Below are 17,522 nucleotides of genomic sequence, written 5' to 3' on the forward strand. Positions count from 1 at the left end.
TTCCCCAAAACCGGCGCTTTGCATCCGGAATCAGGCCGTGGTGACTGCCTCAGGCAATCAGAAGGATTGGCCGATACCGGCGTAGATTCCATATTTCGTGCCGCCCGGATAGGGATTCAGCGGCACGGCGACATCCAGCCGAATCGGCCCGAACGGCGTATTGTAGCGCAAGCCGATGCCGGCGCCGGCGCGGATATCGGAAAAATCCGGTGCCGTCTTGGCCGAGACCGTTCCCGCATCGATGAAGGGAACGATGCCGATCGTGTCGGTAATGCCGATGCGCGCTTCCACCGTTCCATTGACATAGGAGCGTCCGCCGAGGATTTCATCGTCGCCGTTGCGCGGGCTGATCTCCTGATAGGAATAGCCGCGCACGGTGCCGCCGCCGCCGAGATAGAAACGCCGGTTTGCGGGGATGGAAGCCAGGCCATCGCCACCCGCAATCACACCGGCGCCGAGCCTTCCGGCGAGAACGAAACGGTTTTCCGCACCCAACCCGACATAGGCCGCCGCCGACCCTTCAAACGAACTGAAGAAGCTCTGGCCGTTGATCTCGTAGCTCGGCTTGGCATTGATCGAGGCGCGGTAGCCGGTTGTGGGATTGAGCTTATTGTCGCGGGTATCGCGGATATATTCGATCGGGATCGATGCGGTCAGATATTCGTTCTTTCCGAACGCATCCTCGACATCGGCCCAGGAAAGCTCGCCACCGGCCGAGACCGTGTCAGTATCGGACAGCTCGAACGTCGCCCCCGCCGCGCCCGTGAAAATCGTCGCCTTGTAGGCGTCGGGATCGAGCAGCTGCGCCTTCAGGCTGGCATTGAAAGTGGAGGCCGGCCCGAATGCGCCGGGCTTGGCGAACAGAAGACCGGCGGAATAATCGAGGCTGCCGACATCGGTTGTCTCGCCGATGCGGCTGACCGAACCCTCCAGGCGCAGGGATTCGGCCCGGCCAAACAGGTTGCGATGCCCCCAATATCCCTGCAGGCCGAAGCCGTCCGTGGTGGAATATTGCGCGCCGGCGCCGAAATAGCGCTGCTTGCCTTCGGAAACCTCGATGGTCATCGGAATGGTGCCGTCAGGAGCAAGCTCGTTTGCCTGCTTGATGGTGATGCTGGAAAATACACCGAGCTGGCGCAACCGGTCGGACGCCTTGCGCAGGGCTTCCGGAGAATAGGGCTTGCCGCCGTTCAGACGGGAATAATCGGCAACGAAAGTGGGGTCCACGGTCTTGGTGCCGTTGACGGTGACGGTGCCCACCGGAGCGACGGGGCCGCCTTCGGCTGCGATCGTGACATCGACGGTGTTGGTGGCGTGATCAGCGACGACGCTGCGCTCGACCAGCTTGGCAAGCGGGCGTCCTTCTTCCTTCAAATCCTCGACGATCTTCTCGCCGGCCTTGATGATCAGCGTCGAATCTGCCCTGGCGCCGGACTTCAGATATTCGTCGGGACGGCGGCCGACGGCGTCACCTTTCAGAACGACGTCGCCAAGGGTGAAAACAGGGCCGGGGGTCACGGTGATCTCGACGGGCACCGGTGCGCCGTCCGGAAAGACGGGATCGGGCGGCAGCGTGTCGATATCCTGACCGTTGACCTTGACGGCGACGGTGCCGCCGTAACGGGCCTGTTCGTAAAGCGCTGCCAGCAGGCGGTCGCGGTCGTCGCGCGCTTTGATGGCCAGGCCAAGATCGCCGGAAACCGGCTTGTCCTTGTCCTGAAACAGCCGCGAGCTGTTTTCCAGCGCCTCTTTCAGGTCTGGATCGGCGGAGGATTCGTTCAGTGTTAGGGTGAAATTGACGGGATCGACGATGTCGTTGGGTTCTTCGTCTTTTTCGAAAAACCGCATGCCGAAGATCTTGAAGGCATAGGCGTCGGTCACCGACAGGGGTCCGCAGGCAGCCAGAACCGCGACCGCAAAAGCAGCACCAACCTTCCGATACGCAACACTCATTGTCGGCAAACGCATAATTTCCGCATTCCGCTGTTCAGGCCACTTCGAACACCTGCCTGCCATCACGGCAGGGGCACAATCGCATGACAAGGTTTGCCGTTAGTTAACGATGACCCTACACAGCATTGACCGGAGGATGAAGGCTTTTTGCCCTCTTTTTATAGAAAACCCCTTGAAGTGTGGCATGAGGGGAACAAAAAACCCCGGATTTCTCCGGGGTTAAGCGTGGAAAAGCGGCGAACTGCCTGCCTTTTCCCGGTCGCGCCTGCAATCAACGCGGGCAGTCGTCGATGTAGCGGCGGCCGTAGCGGTCGCGGTAGTAGCATTGGCCGGGCTGCTCAGAAACGTTGCCGATCACGGCGCCCGAAACGCCACCGATCGCAGCGCCAACGGCTGCACCGCGCACGTCGCCGGTGATGGCGCCGCCGATGATTGCGCCGGAAACCGCCCCGATACCGGCACCCTTTTCAGTCTGCGTGCAGCTCGCGACGGATAAAGCGAGCAGGACAAGCACGATGGCCTTCTTCATTTGTTTCTCCAAATTCTGGACGCGAGAGGCAAGTTCCCCGCCGTCCGTTTCTCCCCAGGAATGGAAGCTGGACTTTAAGGTCCCCCCTCCGGTCGAACTTGCACCTTCGAAAGATAAATGCCTGTCTGTGAAAGTCTACAGACATCCCGCACAATCCCCGTGGTGCCAAGTAATGCTATTCAACCTGAACGGAAGCTGAAGGCTGTTCCCTGCGTGACAGGCCGGTGCGTTTTCCCGCCCGCCAGGCCCTGCTGCGCATGACGATTACCGCTGATCCGATTGAAACAGAATATAAGGACGGGATACTCCATCCCTGTCGCGCGGTCTTGACACAGATCAAGGTTAAGTGGAATGAAATCCATGACGGATAGTTTGGAACTGTTCAAAATTAGGGGCCTTTTGCCGCAGATGGCCGCGATAACCTTTGAAGAGGTTGACGCCGCCGTGCTTTGGATCAAAAAGACGGCAAGGTTCTGGAGACAATGATGGATTTCGAGAGTTTCTTTAAAGGTGAGCTGGACGGCCTGCATCAGGAAGGCCGCTACCGCGTTTTTGCCGATCTGGAGCGCCAGAGTGGACAGTTTCCCAAGGCGACCCGTTACAATTCGGCCGGCGAGAAACAGGACGTGACCGTCTGGTGTTCCAACGACTATCTGGGCATGGGCCAGCATCCCAAGGTCACCGAGGCGATGAAACTCGCCATCGACCAGTGTGGCGCGGGTGCTGGGGGCACCCGGAATATTTCGGGCACCAACCATTACCACGTGCTTCTCGAGCGCGAACTTGCCGATCTGCATGGCAAGGAATCAGCGCTGTTGTTCACCTCCGGCTATGTGTCTAACTGGGCAGCGCTCGGAACGCTCTGTTCGAAGATTCCCGGTGTGATCGTCTTTTCGGACGCCGGGAATCATGCATCGATGATCGAAGGCATCCGTTCCTCCAAATGCGAGCGGGTCATCTTCAAGCACAATTCGCTCACAGACCTCGAAGCCAAGCTGCAGGCCGCCGATCCGCGTGCGCCCAAAATCATCGCTTTCGAATCGGTCTACTCGATGGACGGCGATATCTCGCCGATCAAGGACATCTGCGATCTCGCCGACAAGTATGGCGCGATGACCTATCTCGATGAAGTGCACGCCGTTGGCATGTACGGTCCGCGCGGCGGCGGCATTGCCGAGCGCGAAGGCCTGATGCACCGTTTGACGGTGATCGAAGGCACGCTCGGCAAGGCTTTCGGCGTCATGGGCGGCTATATCGCTGCGTCCACCGCATTGTGCGATTTCATCCGCTCGTTTGCTTCCGGCTTCATTTTCACGACGGCGCTGCCGCCGGCGCTTGCTGCCGGTGCGGTTGCGTCGATCCGTCATCTGAAGGAAAGCCAGGTCGAACGTTTCGCCCACCAGGAGCGTGTCCGCCGGCTGCGCAACCTGCTCGACAAGAACGGTATTCCGCACCTCAACAATCCCAGCCATATCGTACCGGTGATTGTCGGCGACGCGTCCAAGTGCAAGTGGATCTCCGATCTTCTGCTCGACAATTGCGGCGTCTATGTCCAGCCGATCAACTATCCGACGGTGCCGAAGAAGACCGAGCGTCTGCGCATCACCCCGACGCCGCTGCATTCGGATGCCGATATCGACCATCTGGTCGGCGCGCTGCACCAGCTCTGGTCGCGCTGTGCGCTGGCAAGGGCGGTTGCGTAAAACAACTGCCAAAGGCTTGAAGTTGGAATGCGGATTGTCGAAAGATGATCCGCATTTTTGATTCTTGGCAGGCTTTCAAGGGGACTTCGCATGGGCATCGAGCGCAGGCTCAATCAGGTCATCGACCAGTTTCTCGAATCGGGGAAAATCACCGGGACCGTGGTGCTTGCCTATCAGCATGGCCAACCGCTTTTCCGCCGCGCCGCAGGTTATGCCGACCGGGAAGCGGGCAGGCCGGTTGAATTCGACACGATCTTTCGCTTTGCTTCGCTGACCAAGCCCATCGTTGCGGCAACCGCGCTTGCGATGATCGATCGTGGGCTGATGTCTTTATCCGATAGCGTTGCCGCGCATCTGCCCTGGTTCCAGCCGAAGACGCCGGATGGCGTCGTGGCCGATATGTCCGTTCACCATCTGCTGACCCACACGTCGGGTCTGGTCTATGATGTGACGCTTGAGCATCTTCCTGATGGACAAGCCATCACTTGCGGATTGCTGGACACCGATCTCGATTTCGAGGCCAATTTCAGCCGTCATAACGCCGTGCCCCTGGCATTTGCTCCGGGCGCCGCCTGGTCCTATTCCTTTGCCACCGATATTTTGGGCGCGGTGATTGCCAGGGTTCATGGCGGGTCGCTGGAAGATGCCGTGGTGACCTATATTGCCGGTCCGCTGGGGATGGCCGACAGCCGTTTTCACGTTACCGACCCCGCGCGCCTTGCCGCGCCCTATGCCGACGCGTACCCAGCCGCGGTCCGGATGACCGATCCCTATTACGCGCCGGGAGAGGCAGGCTGGACGCTCGGGTTCTCGCCGTCGCGTATTTTCAATCCCAAGGCATTTCAGTCCGGCGGAGCCGGCATGGTGGGAACGGCGGGCGATTTCCTGGTTTTCCTGGAGACATTGCGGACCGGGGGCGGTGCTGTCCTGTCGCCGCAAACGGTGCATCTTGGCCTTTCCAACCGGATTGGCGGATTGGTCTCGGATCCCGGCTGCTCGTTCGGCTATTTCGGCGCCGTGGTCGATAATCCTGCCGAGGCGGCCACGCCGCAATCGGCCGGGACCGTTCGCTGGGGTGGCGTCTACGGGCACAACTGGTTCATCGACCGGGCCAATGGACTGACGGTGTTCAACATGAGCAACAATGCGCTGGAAGGCTGCATGGGCGAATTCCCCGGCCGGATCGTCGAGGCTGTCTACGCCGCGTGACGTCTTACGCTGCGGCCACGTCGCTTTCGACGATGGTTTTGGCGATCCGGCGGGCTTCGGCATCAACCGCAAAGACATCGTCCATTCCGGTTGCTGCCGGCGCTGCGACCAGCGCTTCCATCACGGTTTCGGTGATTTCCGCCATCTGCAGGAAGCCGACGCTGCCGTCGATGAAGGCTTCCAAGGCCACTTCCTTGGCGCCATTCAGCACCGCGCTCTGCATGCCGCCGCGCTGCATCGCCAGCCGGGCAAGACGCAAGGCCGGGAAACGCTCTTCGTCGGGCGCTTCGAAATCCAGCCGCGACAGTTTGGCAAAATCCAGCCGCTCGACATCGAGAGACGGCCGCGACGGGTGCGACAGGGCATAGCCGATGGCGGTGCGCATATCCGGGCATCCGAGCTGTGCCAGCACGGAACCGTCGCTATAGCCGACCATGGAATGGATGACCGATTGCGGATGGACGATCACTTCGATCTGGTCCGGCCGCATGCCGAAAAGATGCTTGGCCTCGATCATCTCGAGCGCCTTGTTGAACATCGAGGCGCTGTCGATCGAGATTTTCAGGCCCATCGACCAGTTGGGATGGGCGCGCGCCGTGGCTGCGGTAACATCGCGCATCTCGGTCAGCGTGGAGCGACGGAAGGGGCCGCCGGATGCGGTAAGGATAATGCGCTCGACCGCATGGCGCTGATGTTCTTCCAGCACCTGATAGATGGCATTGTGTTCGCTATCGACAGGCAAAAGCTTGCCGCCTCCGGCCTGGACGGCGGCCACGAAGAGATCGCCGGCGGAGACCAGGCATTCCTTGTTGGCAAGCGCGATGTCGGCGCCGCGCCGGGCTGCAGCCAGCGTCGGGGCGAGGCCCGCCGTGCCGACGATGGCGGCCATCACCCAGCCGGCATCGCGTTCGGCCGCTTCGATCAGGCCGCTGCGCCCCGCCGCGATCTCTATGCCGGTGCCTGCAAGTGCGGCTTTCAGATCATGATACTGGGTCTCGTCGGCGGTCACCGCGAGTTCGGCGCCGCTTACCTTCGCCTGTTCCGCCAGGAGCGCGATATTGCCATTGCCGGTCACGGCGGCAATATTGAATGCATCGCGTCCGCCAAGCTGGCGGATGACGTCGAGCGTGTTGGTGCCGATCGAGCCCGTCGAGCCCAGAATGGTCAAGCGGCGTTTGCCTTGCGCGCCGGAGGTCATGGCCAAATCCCGTTATTTTTGTTTTCCTGTTAGCCTCTACAGGTGAAAGCCGATGCCAACAAGGGTAGCCTCGCTCCGGGTGGGGGCGATAGGGTCGCAGGTGCTGCGAATCACGGGCGCAGGGTGGGGCGGATCCTGCTCTTTGCCGGAAAGGATGTCCTTATGCTGAAACTTGCGCTGTTTCTTTCCTGTTCCTGCGTCTTGATCGATGCGACATCGGTTTCCACCGTTGCTGCCGAATCGGTGCCGTCCGAACTGGTCGGCACTTGGCTCGCCGAAGATATCGGCGGCGGCGGCGTCATCGATTTTCTGCAGACGACGCTGGAAATCAATGATGACGGAACCTATTCCGGCTTTGCCGGCTGCAACAGTTACACCGGTACATTCGACCTGAAGGGCGGCGAGATCATTTTTGCGCCGGCGGGTGCGACACGCAAAATGTGCGTGCTGGCGGTGATGGACCAGGAGACGAAGTTTTTTGCGGCCCTGACGGCCGGCCTCTCGTTCAAGATTAAAGACACGAAGCTGGTTCTGAAAACGGCCGATGCGAAGACGGCACTGCGGCTTGCGCCGCATACCGTGTCCTCAGATGTGCTGATCAATATTCCCGGCGCCCGCACTGTCGAGCGGCAAGCCGTGAGTTACGATTGTGCGGGCCAGGCCGTTGCCGCCGACTATATCAATGCCGGTCCGGTTTCGCTGGTGACGCTGACCATCGGCAGCGAGTTCGTCGTCGCCTCCAACGTGCTTTCGGGATCGGGTGCGAAATATGCCGGCGGACAATATGTCTGGTGGACGAAAGGCGAGAATGTGACGCTGATCGACACGATCAAGGGCGACAACGACCCAGGCATCGCCTGCTCGAAAGTGGAATAAACCCGTCAGGACGAGGCCTTGCGGCGGGTGATGAAGCTCAGGGCAAGGACGGCAAAGATCAAGAGGCCGGTGCCGACCTGTTGCCAATAGAAGTTAAGCCCGGTGAGCAGGAGGCCGTTGGCAACGATGCCGAGCAGCAGCACGCCGAGCACGGTGCCTGGAATATTGGGACGGCCGAGGCGCGAGAGGGTCGTGCCGATGAAGGTCGCGCCGATCGCGTTGAGCAGGAAGGCGCTGCCGGACGAGGGAATGTAGACGGTGACCGTTGCAGACAGGATCAGGCCGGCCACCGCCGCAATCAGCCCGGCAAGGATGAAGGCGACGGCGACATGGGCGCGCGCCGCAATGCCGGAATAGCGCACGACACTTGCCTGAATACCAATTGCAAGCGCGACGCGGCCGAAGCGGGCGCGGGTGAGGACCACGGTGGCACCGATGATGATGATGGCGGCGATGATGAGCGGAACCGGAATGCCGGCGATGGCGCCGCGCCCGAGAAAGCGAAAGGCTTCGGGAACGCCGGATGGCGGCAGGTAGACCGGGTTGCCGCCATTGGTCAAAAGCTGCTGGATGCTGCGGCCGATGAACAGCGTGCCGAGCGTGGCCAGAAACGGCGAAATGCCGATGCCGGAAATCAGGACTGCATTGAATGCGCCGACCGCTGCGCCCGCGCCAAGACCGGCCAGGGCTGCGACGGCGACCGGTTGACCGGCAAGGACAAGCGAGACAAAGGCGAAGCTTGCAAAATCGACGGCCGTGCCGACCGACAGATCAATGCCGCCAACGGAGACAGCGAAGGTCATGGCGATGGCGACGATGGCCAGAAGCGTGAAGTTGTTGACGAGAATGCTCTGAAGATTGGCGATGGTCAGAAATGTCGGACTTGCGAAGGAGAAGATCGCAAACACCGTGATGAGGGCGAGCACGAGCGCATTGTTGACGATCACGCCGGCGACGGCGCGAAAGGGTGTGGGTGCTTCGAGCGCCGGGGTCTGCAGGGTCATGGAATCAGGCCTCCTGCCTGCGCAGCAAGGTCGTTGCCGAAACGACGAGCAGGATCAGCACGCCCTGGACGCCGCTCACCAGCACGCTTGAAATGTTGAGAAGCTGGAAACCGTTGATGAGGAAACCGACGAACAGCGCCGATAGGAGAGTGCCGGTCACCGTCGGCACAAGCCGCCGCGAGAAGACCGAGCCGAGCAGGGCCGTGACCACCACGGGCAGCAGCATTTCGCCGGAGCCCGTCGTGCTGCCGCTGAGATTGGAGACCGACAAAACACCGGCAAACCCGCCGCAGAGGCCGCTGGCGATGAAGGCGCCTGCGACCAGCCGGCGAACCGGCAGGCCGGCGGCGCGGGCTGCATCTGGAAATTCGCCGACAGCGTAGAGCCGCAGCCCTGTCGGCGTGTATTGCACGAAGGCGGCTGCGATCAGGGTGAAGACGAGAAGCACATAGGCGAGTGCCGGAATGCCCAGAGGACCGGATGAGGACAGCGCGTTCAGCAGCGGCGTCGAGGCCGGAATGACGGTATTCTGCGTCAGCACCAGTTCGAGGCCGGCGACGATATTCATCACGGCGAGCGTTGCGAGCAGCGGCACGATGCCGGCGCCGACAACGGCGATGGCGTTGACCGCGCCGATCAGGAGGCCGGTGAGAAGCGCTGCCGCAACTGCCGCCGCATCGCCATAGCCGAGTTGTGCAGCCGTCGCATAGACGGCGGCGCTCAGGCCCATATTGGCGGCGAGCGACAGGTCGATGCCGCCGGTGACGACATTGGAGCCGCCGGCGATCAGCACGATGGTCAGGCCGATCGCAAGCACGCCCGAAATAGCCGACTGTCCCAGCACATTGCCGATATTGCCGACGCTGAGAAAATAGGGCGCGGTCAGCGAAAACACGAGCAGGATGGCAACGAAGGCAAGCAGGGACCCGGCGCGTAACGCGCTGGCGGCGAGGGTGCCACCCCGGCCCGGCTTGGCTGATGGTTCGCCCGCTTTGAAATGGATGGCGGGGGCAAGCTGGATATCAACCGACATGACGAAGAGCCTCTGAAGCGCCGGTGGATGCAGCCAGCAGGTCGTCCGGCGCGGTCTGCGACGAGACGAATTCGCGGATGATGCTGCCGCGGAAAAGCACGAGTATGCGATCGGTAATGCCGATCAGTTCGGACAGGTCGGATGACAGTACAATGATGCCAGCGCCGCGGGCGGCGAGATCGCCGATGAGATTGTAAATCTCGACCTTCGAGCCGATATCGACGCCGACCGTCGGCTCGTCCAGCAGGTAGATTTCAGAATGGCGGCTCAGCCATTTGGCGATTGCTACCTTCTGCTGATTGCCGCCCGAGAGCGTGCGCACCAGCGCATCGCGGCCCGATGTCTTGATCTCAAGGCGGCGGATCAACTCATCCGCCTCCTGCCGTTCGCTGTTGAAATCCAGGAAGCCGAGGCGGGTGAAGCGCTTCAGCGACGAGAGCGTGATGTTTTCCGTGACGCTGAGATCGAGCGCCACGCCGTTGCCGCGCCGGTCTTCCGGAACAAGTGCGAGGTGCTGATCAACGGCCTGTGCGGGGTTTGCGGAGAGTGCCGGTTTGCCGTCGATAGTGATCGCGCCGGATGTGGCGCTTTCCAGACCGAACAGGGTGCGGATCAGGTCTTTTGCACCGGAGCCGAGAAGGCCGGTCAGGCCGAGAACCTCGCCCCGCCGCAGCGTCAGGGAAATATCCTGGTATTTTCCATGCGACGACAGGTTCTTGAGGGCAAGGATGTCCGTGCCGGGCGGGACGCTGCGTTTTGGAAACATGTCGGCGATATCGCGCGCCACCATCAGCCGCGCGATCGCCGCAGCCGAGGTTTCACGAAGCGGCAGGGTGGCGACATCTTCGCCATTGCGCAGCACTGTGACGGTGTCGCAGAGTTCTTCGATCTCGTTCAAATAATGCGAGATGTAGATGATCGTCACGCCCTCATCTCGCAGGCGGCGGATCAGACGGAAGAGGATATCGGCCTCGCGGCGCACAAGGGCTGCCGTCGGCTCGTCGAAAACAAGCACTTTGGGCTGGTCGAGCAGCGCGCGGGTGATCTGGACGATCTGTTTTTCAGCGGTGGAGAGTTCGCTGATCAGGGCGCTGTTGGGCAGCCGGACGCCGAAATAATCGTCGAGAATTTCACCGGCACGGCGTTGCATCAGGCGCCGGTCGAGAAAAGGCGTGCCGGCAATGCGTGGTTCGCGTCCAAGGAACAGGGCTTCCCCGATCGTGAAGGTCGGAACGAGCAGGCGGTCCTGATGGATGAAATGGATGCCGAGTTCTTCAACGCGGTGCGGGGTCAGCTTGTCATAGGTCTGGCCATCGATTTCGATGCGGCCTTCGTCGGGCTGATGCAGGCCGGCCAGCAGTTTGATCAGCGTCGATTTCCCGGCACCGTTCTGGCCAACCAGGCCGTGGACCGTGCCGCGCTTGACGCGCAAGGAGGCATGGTTGAGCGCCAGCGCGCCATCAAAGCGCTTGACGATCCGGTCGAGATGAATGGCATCGCCGGTTCCGTCTCGTGAAGCTGCGCTCATGGCGAATATCCTGATGATCGACCCCGTTTGGAAAGGCGACCCGGAACTTGTCCGGATCGCCATGAGACATGATGGCGTTAGCCGATGCCGAGCTTCTTGGTGACTTCGTTGACATTCGCCTTGTTGGCGATCAGCGCGTGCACGTAGGTTTCGCGCGGCAATGTCTGGCCAGCGAGAAGCTTGGCGACATTCTGGATGGCCGTGCGGCCGATTTCGGCCGGCTGCTGCGCCACGTCGGCGCCGGCCGGCGAGTTCGGATCGGCCACCAGCTGAAGTACTTCCGGGCTGCCATCGACGCCGTATGTGCGGATCTCGGTGCGGCCTGCCGCGGTCAGGGCCTGGGTGGCGCCAAGCTGCGGAATGTCCCAAGCCGACCAGATCGCCTTGATCGAGCCCTTCTCCGGATATTTGTTGAGAAGTGCGGTGATCTGCGTGAAGGCGTCCTGAACCGTGTTCGGGATCACGTCGCGCAGTTCCGGCTCAAGGATTTTCACCTTGGGGAAATATTTGACGACATTGACCAGCTGGTCGTAGCGGATGGCGCAGGGCGTGACGCCGTAAAAGCCGTTGAACACGACGATATTGCCTTCGCCGCCGATATCGGAAACCAGCTGCAGCGCCAGGTCCTTGCCGATACCCCAATTGTCCGAGGTGGTGTTGTTGATCGAATGGGTGGAACCGACATCGACTGTCAGTACCGGAATACCGGCGTCGCGCGCCTTTTTCAGCCAGGGATCGATGACGCTGAGCGTTCCAAGGATCTGGACGATCGCATCCGGCTTCTGGGCAATCAGTGTCTGCAGCTGCGAGACGAGCTTGCCGTCATTGCGGCCGGCGTCCACTGCGATCGGTTCGCCGCCGAGACGCTTCACTTCCTCGATCTGGGCATTGTAAGCCTGAAGGTCGAAGAAGTGATCCGTGCCGGTGGCGCTGATGCCGATGCGCTTGCCCTTGAGCGAAAGCTCTCCATCCGCTGCTGCCGCTGTCCGGTTGCCAATCAGGCTCGCACCGGCCAGTGCCGCACCCGCCACGGCCGAGAGTTTCAAAAGGTCGCGGCGGCCGACGTTTGGTGCCGCTTTTTCCTGTGTCATGGTCAATCCCCGATTAAATAATGTCTATAGAATAAGTGCATTGTTGCCAAAGCCGAGGAAGAAATTTCCAAAGATGGCGCGGCGGCCGGAAAACTTGGCCGGGCAAGCCGCCAGACCGCGAAATCCCGGCAGCGGACAATGTCAGGACGAGATGCTGCGCCCCGTGCCATAGGTTAGCGCCAGGGCACCGACGAGGACGGCGCCCTTGACGAAGTCCTGCGTGTAATAGGGCGCATTGAGCATGGTCAGACCGTTGAGCAGAACGCCGACGAAGACAGCGCCGACGATGGTGCCGAGCACATTCGGCCGCCGCTTTCCAAGGACCGCAAAGCCGATCAGCGCGGCTGCCACCGCGTCCATCAGCAGAGAGCCGCCGGAGGAGACATCGCCGCGCCCGACGCGGGCGGCAATGACGATGCCGCCGAGGGAGGCAAGCGTGCCGGAGATGACATAGGCGAGCGTCTTCAGCCGCGCCGTCGATGCGCCCGCCAGCCGCGTGGCGACCTCGTTGCCGCCGGTGGCAAACAGCAGGCGCCCAATGCGGGTGCGCTCCGTCAGCACGAACAGGGCGACGGCGACGAGCGCCATCAGCACGACGGATACCGGCACGATGCCGAACAGGCTGGAACGGCCGATCAGCAGGAAGGCGGGATCATAGGCGCCGGTGGCCGTCGTGCCATCCGGCAGGATCAGGCCGGCGGAGATCGAGCGGCCGGCGGTCGGGATGAGCTGCAGGCCGGAAAGCAGAAACATCATCGACAAAGTTGCCAGCAGATCGGGAACGCGCAGCCGGACGATCAGGAAGGCGTTGACGAGACCGATCAGCGCTCCAAAGGCGAGAACCAGCGGTACGGTGGCAAATGTATCGAGCCCCCAGACGATCATGGCATAGCTGGCGGCCATGACGCTGGAGGCGGCAATCGCCCCGATCGACAGATCGAAACCGCCGACGGCCAGCGTGACGGTAACGCCGGCCCCCAGGATGGCGACGACGGCGACGGCCTGCAGGATGCTCATCAGATTGCCGAGATTGGCGAAGGCGGGCTCGGCCGCAGAAAAGCCGATGAGCAGTGCTGCCAGAAGGATGAAGACGGCACCGGATCGCAAGGCCGCGCCGAGGTCTGCAAGCCGGGCCCAGCTGTTTGCGTTGCGCGGCTCAGGCGGCGCGGTTTCGTCACTGATCGAGGTCATGCATGTCTCTCCTGGGGGAGGCGGGATGGCGCGCCGTTGGGCGCTGCGGCAAGGCTGTGGTGATCGATGACGAGAATGCGGTCGGCAACCTCATAGGCCTCCTCGGGGTCGGAGGTGGCGATCAGGGTGGCGCGGTCGTTGCGGCTGCGGATTGCCTGGATGATATCGTGGCGGGCGCCGACATCGACGCCCTGGAAGGGTTCGTCGAGCAATAGAAGCAGGCTCGGTTCCGCTTCCCAGCGGGCAAGAACCGCCTTTTGCTGATTGCCGCCGGACAGCGACCCGATCGGCGCCTGCGGTCCGGATGCCTTGATGCGCAGGCGGTCGATCGCTTTTTCCGCCTCACACTGTTCGCGGCCGCCGAACAACAGGCCGTGCGGGTACCATTTTGCCAGATGCGGCAGGCTGATGGTGGCTGCCAGAGAACTTCCCGGCCAGCCGGCTGGCATCAGCGAGGACCGGTGCCGGTCCTCCGCAGCCATGGCAACGCCGGCAGCAATAGCCTGCGCCGGTGTTTCCGGCCGGTGCCTGCGGCCATGAAGATACATCTCTCCTGCGGTAAGCCGGCCGGCGCCGAAGATGGCCGAGAGCAGGCGGCTCTTGCCAGCGCCCAGCACGCCGGTGATCGCCACCACTTCGCCGGTATGGACGGTAAGATCGAAAGGAATGGCGCCGGGCCTGAGCTGCGCATCGCGCATTTCAAAGACCGGCGGCCCCTCTGGAATACGTATGCCGGGCCGGGCCGATTGCAGCTTGCGGCCGATCATCGTCTCGATGGCGGCGTTGAAATCGATTGGATGCTGGAAAGCACCGGCGACCGCGCCACCGCGCATCACCAGGACCCGGTTGGCGATCGCCTGCAGATCGGCAGTGCGATGCGAAATATAGAGAATGGCAAGGCCGCCGTCGCGCAGGCGCTTGAGAATGTCGAACAGGCGCCGGCTTTCGGCGATCGACAGGCTTGCCGTCGGTTCGTCGAGGATCAGCAGGTCTGCCCGGTTGGCGAGCGCGCGGGCTATGGCCACCAGTTGCCGGTCTGCGGCGGTCAGATCGGCGAAGTCCCGGTCCAGCGGCAGATCGAAACCGGCGGTGTCGAGGATCGCCTGCGCCTGACGTCTGATACCGGCGCGGGAGACGAAGAACGGCTGGCCGCGCTGGGTAAAGCGCGTCAGAAGCAGCGTATCTGCAACAGTAAGCCCGGCAGCACCGACCAGGTCAGTCGATTGATGAACCGTGACCACGCCGGCGGCGGCAGCGTCTGCGGGGGTGCGTGGCGTATAGGCCTTTCCGTTCAGCGTGATCGTGCCGCTATCGGCCGGCAGGACGCCGGAGAGGATTTTCACCAGCGTCGATTTGCCGGCGCCATTCGCCCCCATCAGCGCGACGATCTCGCCCGCATCGATCGTCAGCGTCGCGTTCGCGAGAGCGCGCGTGGACTGAAAGCTGCGGCTGAGCGCATCGACCTGGAGCAGCGGCATGGCGGGAAATCCTGAAATACTTATAGTCTATATAATTTGTCATATATCAGTTGCGGATGACACCCGTTGCGGCGGAACAGCTTTGCGAACAACCGGCTGCGGCGGTAATTTCTTTGCGGGCGGATAGGGGAAGACAGAACGTTCGCGCCGCCTGACTAAGAACCAGTGATATCGCACGGCGCCGGTAGGACTTTGCCGCGCAGGCCAGTTGGCGCGAAACAGGTTTCTCCCCAATCGGCAAAAATGGGACTAATTAGTCTATTAAAATTATGGATTGAATATCTAATAGATGCTGCGTCCCGAGAAGGGCTGGCTGCTTGCCGGAGACGTGTTCGATTGTCTTCAGAAGGAACGCCGTCATGAAAACCATTCTCCGTCTGGCGGCAACCGCCGCTCTCATTCCCTTCCTGTTCGTCTCAGCGGCCAAGGCCGATGGCGTGGCCGGCGCGCCTGCCCCGTTCGACAAGGGCGGCGTCAAGCTGGCACTGATCAGCTATATTTCCGCCGGCGATTTCTTCCAGGCCTATCAGGCCGGCGCCGAGGCGCAGGCGAAGGCGCTTGGGATCGATCTGCGGGTCTTCCCCGGCCGCCAGAACGCGGCCGAACAGCGCGAGCAGATCCTGCAGGCAATCAATCTCGGCGTTGAAGGGATCGTGGTCGATCACGGCGTGCCCGAATCGCTTGGCGATGTCGTGCAGCAGGCGCTGGACAAGGGCATCAAGGTCGTCGCCTTCGACGTCAATCTCAACAATCCGAAGGTGCCGCAGGTCGAGCAGAGCGACCATGCGCTGGCAAAACAGGCTCTGGAGCAGGCCGTCAAAGACAATGGCACCAGCTTCAATGCCGGTTACGTCTATGTCGCCGGCTTTGCGCCGCTCGATCGCCGCAACGAGGTCTGGGACACGTTCAAGGCGGAAAACAAGGGTGTCGTCGAAAAGGCGCGCTTCGGCAATGTCAGCGACACGACGGCAACCAGCACGGCCGATCAGGCAAAGGCGGCGCTGCGGGCCAATCCTGATATTACCGTGGTTTTCGCGCCCTATGATGAATTTGCCCGGGGCGTGAAGCTGGCGGCGGCCGATCTTGGCATTTCCGGCAAGCTGAAGATTTACTCGGCCGATGTTTCGACTGCTGATATCCAGGAGATCGTCGAGGAAGGCAGCCCCTGGGTCGCAACGGTTGCGACCAATCCGGCGGTGGTGGGCGCGGTCTCGATCCGTGCCGCAGCGCTTGAAATTGCCGGGCAGCCGGTTCCCCGCCAGATCACCGTCGAGCCGACGCTTTTGACCCAGAAAAGCCTGCGCGACGCCGGTGTCAAAACCATCGAGGAACTTGCCGCCAAGATCCCGGCCTTCAGCGCCAGCGATGCCGTTACGGCAAGCTGGATCCCGGCCAAGCTGTTCTGATCCTTTGCAGTGCGACGGCGGAGCCGCTGGTGGATCCGCCGCTTTCCTTCGTTGAAACTGGAGCATCTCCTCATGAGCCAATCCAATGTCGTCTATGCAGCCGGTCTCGGCGTCACGCGCGACAGCCTGTTTGCCAGCGCTGCTGAAATCTCCCATGACCTGTCGCTGCATGCGGCGGATCTCGACCGGGACGGACGCCCGCCGATCGGCGAGATCGTCAAGCTGAAGAAGGCCGGCCTGCTCAACGCCTTGCATGCGCGCGAGATCGGCGGTGGCGGGCTGGATTGGGTCGATGGCCTGAAACTCGTTCGCATCCTGGCGCGCGGCGAAAGCTCCATCGGGCAATTGCTCGGCTATCACTATGTCAACAGCCAGTCGATCTACTGGTCATTTGCGGATCAGGCGCGCGCGCAGGTTCTGGGGGCTGAAACCGTCTCGCAGAACCTTTACTGGGGAGCTGCGGTCAACCCGCGCGATCCCGGCCTGACATTGACGCGCCGTGGCACCGGCTACGTGCTGAACGGCCGCAAATCCTTCTCCACCGCGGCCCGGGTGTCCGACTATATCAATGCCAATGCGACGCTGGAGGGCAAGATCGCCAATTTTGCCGTACCGACCGACCGGCCCGGTTATGTCGCCAATGACGATTGGGACAATTTTGGCCAACGGCTGTCTGATTCAGGCAGCGTCGAGTTCCATGATTTTCCCGTCTACGAAGAGGATTTCATTGCGCCGCCGGCCAATGAAGATGTCCCGCCGCCGGCTTTGGCGACATTCAACACGCCGCTGATCCAGCTGGTCTTCGTCAATTTCTATCTGGGCGCCGCCGAAGGGGCGCTGGCCGCTGCTGTCGATTATATCCGCACCACCACACGACCCTGGGTAACATCGGGCGTCGAGCGCGCGGCCGACGATCCCTATATTCTCGAACGTGTCGGCGAATTCACCGCAGCGCTGAAAGCGTCTGTTGCGCTTGCCGACAGTGCCGCCCTCGTGGTGCAAACGTCGCTTGCGAAGGGCCACGATGTGACCGCGCGCGAACGCGGCGAAGCAGCCGCTGAAGCCTATGCCGCCAAGGTCCACGCCACCCATGTCGCCCTCGACATCACCGCCCGTGTCTTCGAAGTGACCGGCGCCCGCTCGACCGCCGAAAAATACCGGTTCGACCGCTTCTGGCGCAATGTGCGGACCCATACGCTGCATGATCCGGTGTTTTACAAGGCCAAGGAAGTCGGCGAGTTCGTGCTGAACGACAAGGTGCCGGTGGTGAGCCTGTATAGTTGATGAGGGTGCTTCCCCTTCTCCCCAGCGGGGAGAAGGTGC

14 protein-coding genes are annotated in these 17,522 nt (G+C 61.9%); 5 read left to right on the forward strand and 9 right to left on the reverse strand.

Going from position 1 to position 17,522, the window contains the following annotated elements:
- Positions 1-57: 57 nt before the first annotated feature.
- The gene (locus PYR65_RS03545) at positions 58-1,968 is read right to left on the reverse strand and encodes an autotransporter assembly complex protein TamA (RefSeq protein WP_276119920.1); all 1,911 of its coding nucleotides are present in this window, start codon (positions 1,966-1,968) and stop codon (positions 58-60) included.
- A gap of 256 nt (positions 1,969-2,224) precedes the next feature.
- Entirely contained in the window at positions 2,225-2,482 is a 258-nt protein-coding gene (locus tag PYR65_RS03550; protein ID WP_060639070.1) for a YMGG-like glycine zipper-containing protein, read from the reverse strand.
- Between the two features lie 485 nt (positions 2,483-2,967).
- On the opposite strand from PYR65_RS03550, the gene hemA reads away from it, so the two are divergent.
- Together hemA and PYR65_RS03560 are read left to right on the forward strand one after the other, a co-directional pair.
- On the forward strand, positions 2,968-4,185 hold the full coding sequence (hemA, locus tag PYR65_RS03555) for a 5-aminolevulinate synthase (RefSeq protein ID WP_060639071.1): 1,218 nt from the start codon (positions 2,968-2,970) through the stop codon (positions 4,183-4,185).
- 90 nt (positions 4,186-4,275) lie between these two features.
- On the forward strand, positions 4,276-5,394 hold the full coding sequence (locus PYR65_RS03560) for a serine hydrolase domain-containing protein (RefSeq protein ID WP_276119921.1): 1,119 nt from the start codon (positions 4,276-4,278) through the stop codon (positions 5,392-5,394).
- 4 nt (positions 5,395-5,398) lie between these two features.
- On the opposite strand, the gene dxr is transcribed toward PYR65_RS03560, so the two are convergent.
- Positions 5,399-6,592 (reverse strand): 1-deoxy-D-xylulose-5-phosphate reductoisomerase, encoded by a 1,194-nt coding sequence (dxr, locus tag PYR65_RS03565; protein WP_276119922.1) that lies wholly within the window; start codon positions 6,590-6,592, stop codon positions 5,399-5,401.
- Positions 6,593-6,754: 162 nt separating this feature from the next.
- On the opposite strand from dxr, the gene PYR65_RS03570 reads away from it, so the two are divergent.
- Entirely contained in the window at positions 6,755-7,468 is a 714-nt protein-coding gene (locus PYR65_RS03570; protein WP_276119923.1) for an META domain-containing protein, read from the forward strand.
- Positions 7,469-7,473: 5 nt separating this feature from the next.
- Here PYR65_RS03570 and PYR65_RS03575 read toward each other — a convergent pair whose 3' ends face one another.
- The 6 genes from PYR65_RS03575 to PYR65_RS03600 form a co-directional block, all read right to left on the reverse strand.
- The gene (locus tag PYR65_RS03575) at positions 7,474-8,472 is read right to left on the reverse strand and encodes an ABC transporter permease (RefSeq protein WP_276119924.1); all 999 of its coding nucleotides are present in this window, start codon (positions 8,470-8,472) and stop codon (positions 7,474-7,476) included.
- A 4-nt stretch (positions 8,473-8,476) separates the two neighbouring features.
- Positions 8,477-9,505 (reverse strand): ABC transporter permease, encoded by a 1,029-nt coding sequence (locus tag PYR65_RS03580; RefSeq protein ID WP_276119925.1) that lies wholly within the window; start codon positions 9,503-9,505, stop codon positions 8,477-8,479.
- Complete coding sequence (locus PYR65_RS03585; protein WP_276119926.1) at positions 9,495-11,033, reverse strand: sugar ABC transporter ATP-binding protein; 1,539 nt, start codon at positions 11,031-11,033, stop codon at positions 9,495-9,497. Before PYR65_RS03585 ends, PYR65_RS03580 begins: the two co-directional genes overlap by 11 nt.
- Positions 11,034-11,110: 77 nt before the next feature.
- Positions 11,111-12,124, reverse strand: coding sequence for a sugar ABC transporter substrate-binding protein (locus PYR65_RS03590; RefSeq protein WP_276119927.1), 1,014 nt, complete (start codon positions 12,122-12,124; stop codon positions 11,111-11,113).
- 141 nt (positions 12,125-12,265) lie between these two features.
- Positions 12,266-13,315, reverse strand: coding sequence for an ABC transporter permease (locus PYR65_RS03595; RefSeq protein ID WP_276119928.1), 1,050 nt, complete (start codon positions 13,313-13,315; stop codon positions 12,266-12,268).
- A complete protein-coding gene (locus PYR65_RS03600; RefSeq protein WP_276119929.1) occupies positions 13,312-14,793 on the reverse strand; it encodes a sugar ABC transporter ATP-binding protein in 1,482 nt (493 codons plus the stop codon). Before PYR65_RS03600 ends, PYR65_RS03595 begins: the two co-directional genes overlap by 4 nt.
- 359 nt (positions 14,794-15,152) lie before the next feature.
- Between PYR65_RS03600 and PYR65_RS03605 the strand changes: the two genes are divergently transcribed.
- On the forward strand, positions 15,153-16,199 hold the full coding sequence (locus tag PYR65_RS03605) for a substrate-binding domain-containing protein (protein ID WP_276119930.1): 1,047 nt from the start codon (positions 15,153-15,155) through the stop codon (positions 16,197-16,199).
- A gap of 72 nt (positions 16,200-16,271) precedes the next feature.
- Complete coding sequence (locus PYR65_RS03610) at positions 16,272-17,483, forward strand: acyl-CoA dehydrogenase family protein (RefSeq protein WP_276119931.1); 1,212 nt, start codon at positions 16,272-16,274, stop codon at positions 17,481-17,483.
- Positions 17,484-17,522 lie beyond the last annotated feature (39 nt).

The organism is Pararhizobium qamdonense (assembly GCF_029277445.1).
Lineage (GTDB): Bacteria > Pseudomonadota > Alphaproteobacteria > Rhizobiales > Rhizobiaceae > Pararhizobium > Pararhizobium qamdonense.

Coding starts and splice junctions, on each gene's coding strand:
- PYR65_RS03545 (WP_276119920.1), bottom strand. CDS start 1,968: ATGCGTTTGCCGACAATGAGTGTTGCGTATCGGAAGGTTGGTGCTGCT.
- PYR65_RS03550 (WP_060639070.1), bottom strand. CDS start 2,482: ATGAAGAAGGCCATCGTGCTTGTCCTGCTCGCTTTATCCGTCGCGAGC.
- hemA (WP_060639071.1), top strand. CDS start 2,968: ATGGATTTCGAGAGTTTCTTTAAAGGTGAGCTGGACGGCCTGCATCAG.
- PYR65_RS03560 (WP_276119921.1), top strand. CDS start 4,276: ATGGGCATCGAGCGCAGGCTCAATCAGGTCATCGACCAGTTTCTCGAA.
- dxr (WP_276119922.1), bottom strand. CDS start 6,592: ATGACCTCCGGCGCGCAAGGCAAACGCCGCTTGACCATTCTGGGCTCG.
- PYR65_RS03570 (WP_276119923.1), top strand. CDS start 6,755: ATGCTGAAACTTGCGCTGTTTCTTTCCTGTTCCTGCGTCTTGATCGAT.
- PYR65_RS03575 (WP_276119924.1), bottom strand. CDS start 8,472: ATGACCCTGCAGACCCCGGCGCTCGAAGCACCCACACCCTTTCGCGCC.
- PYR65_RS03580 (WP_276119925.1), bottom strand. CDS start 9,505: ATGTCGGTTGATATCCAGCTTGCCCCCGCCATCCATTTCAAAGCGGGC.
- PYR65_RS03585 (WP_276119926.1), bottom strand. CDS start 11,033: ATGAGCGCAGCTTCACGAGACGGAACCGGCGATGCCATTCATCTCGAC.
- PYR65_RS03590 (WP_276119927.1), bottom strand. CDS start 12,124: ATGACACAGGAAAAAGCGGCACCAAACGTCGGCCGCCGCGACCTTTTG.
- PYR65_RS03595 (WP_276119928.1), bottom strand. CDS start 13,315: ATGACCTCGATCAGTGACGAAACCGCGCCGCCTGAGCCGCGCAACGCA.
- PYR65_RS03600 (WP_276119929.1), bottom strand. CDS start 14,793: ATGCCGCTGCTCCAGGTCGATGCGCTCAGCCGCAGCTTTCAGTCCACG.
- PYR65_RS03605 (WP_276119930.1), top strand. CDS start 15,153: ATGAAAACCATTCTCCGTCTGGCGGCAACCGCCGCTCTCATTCCCTTC.
- PYR65_RS03610 (WP_276119931.1), top strand. CDS start 16,272: ATGAGCCAATCCAATGTCGTCTATGCAGCCGGTCTCGGCGTCACGCGC.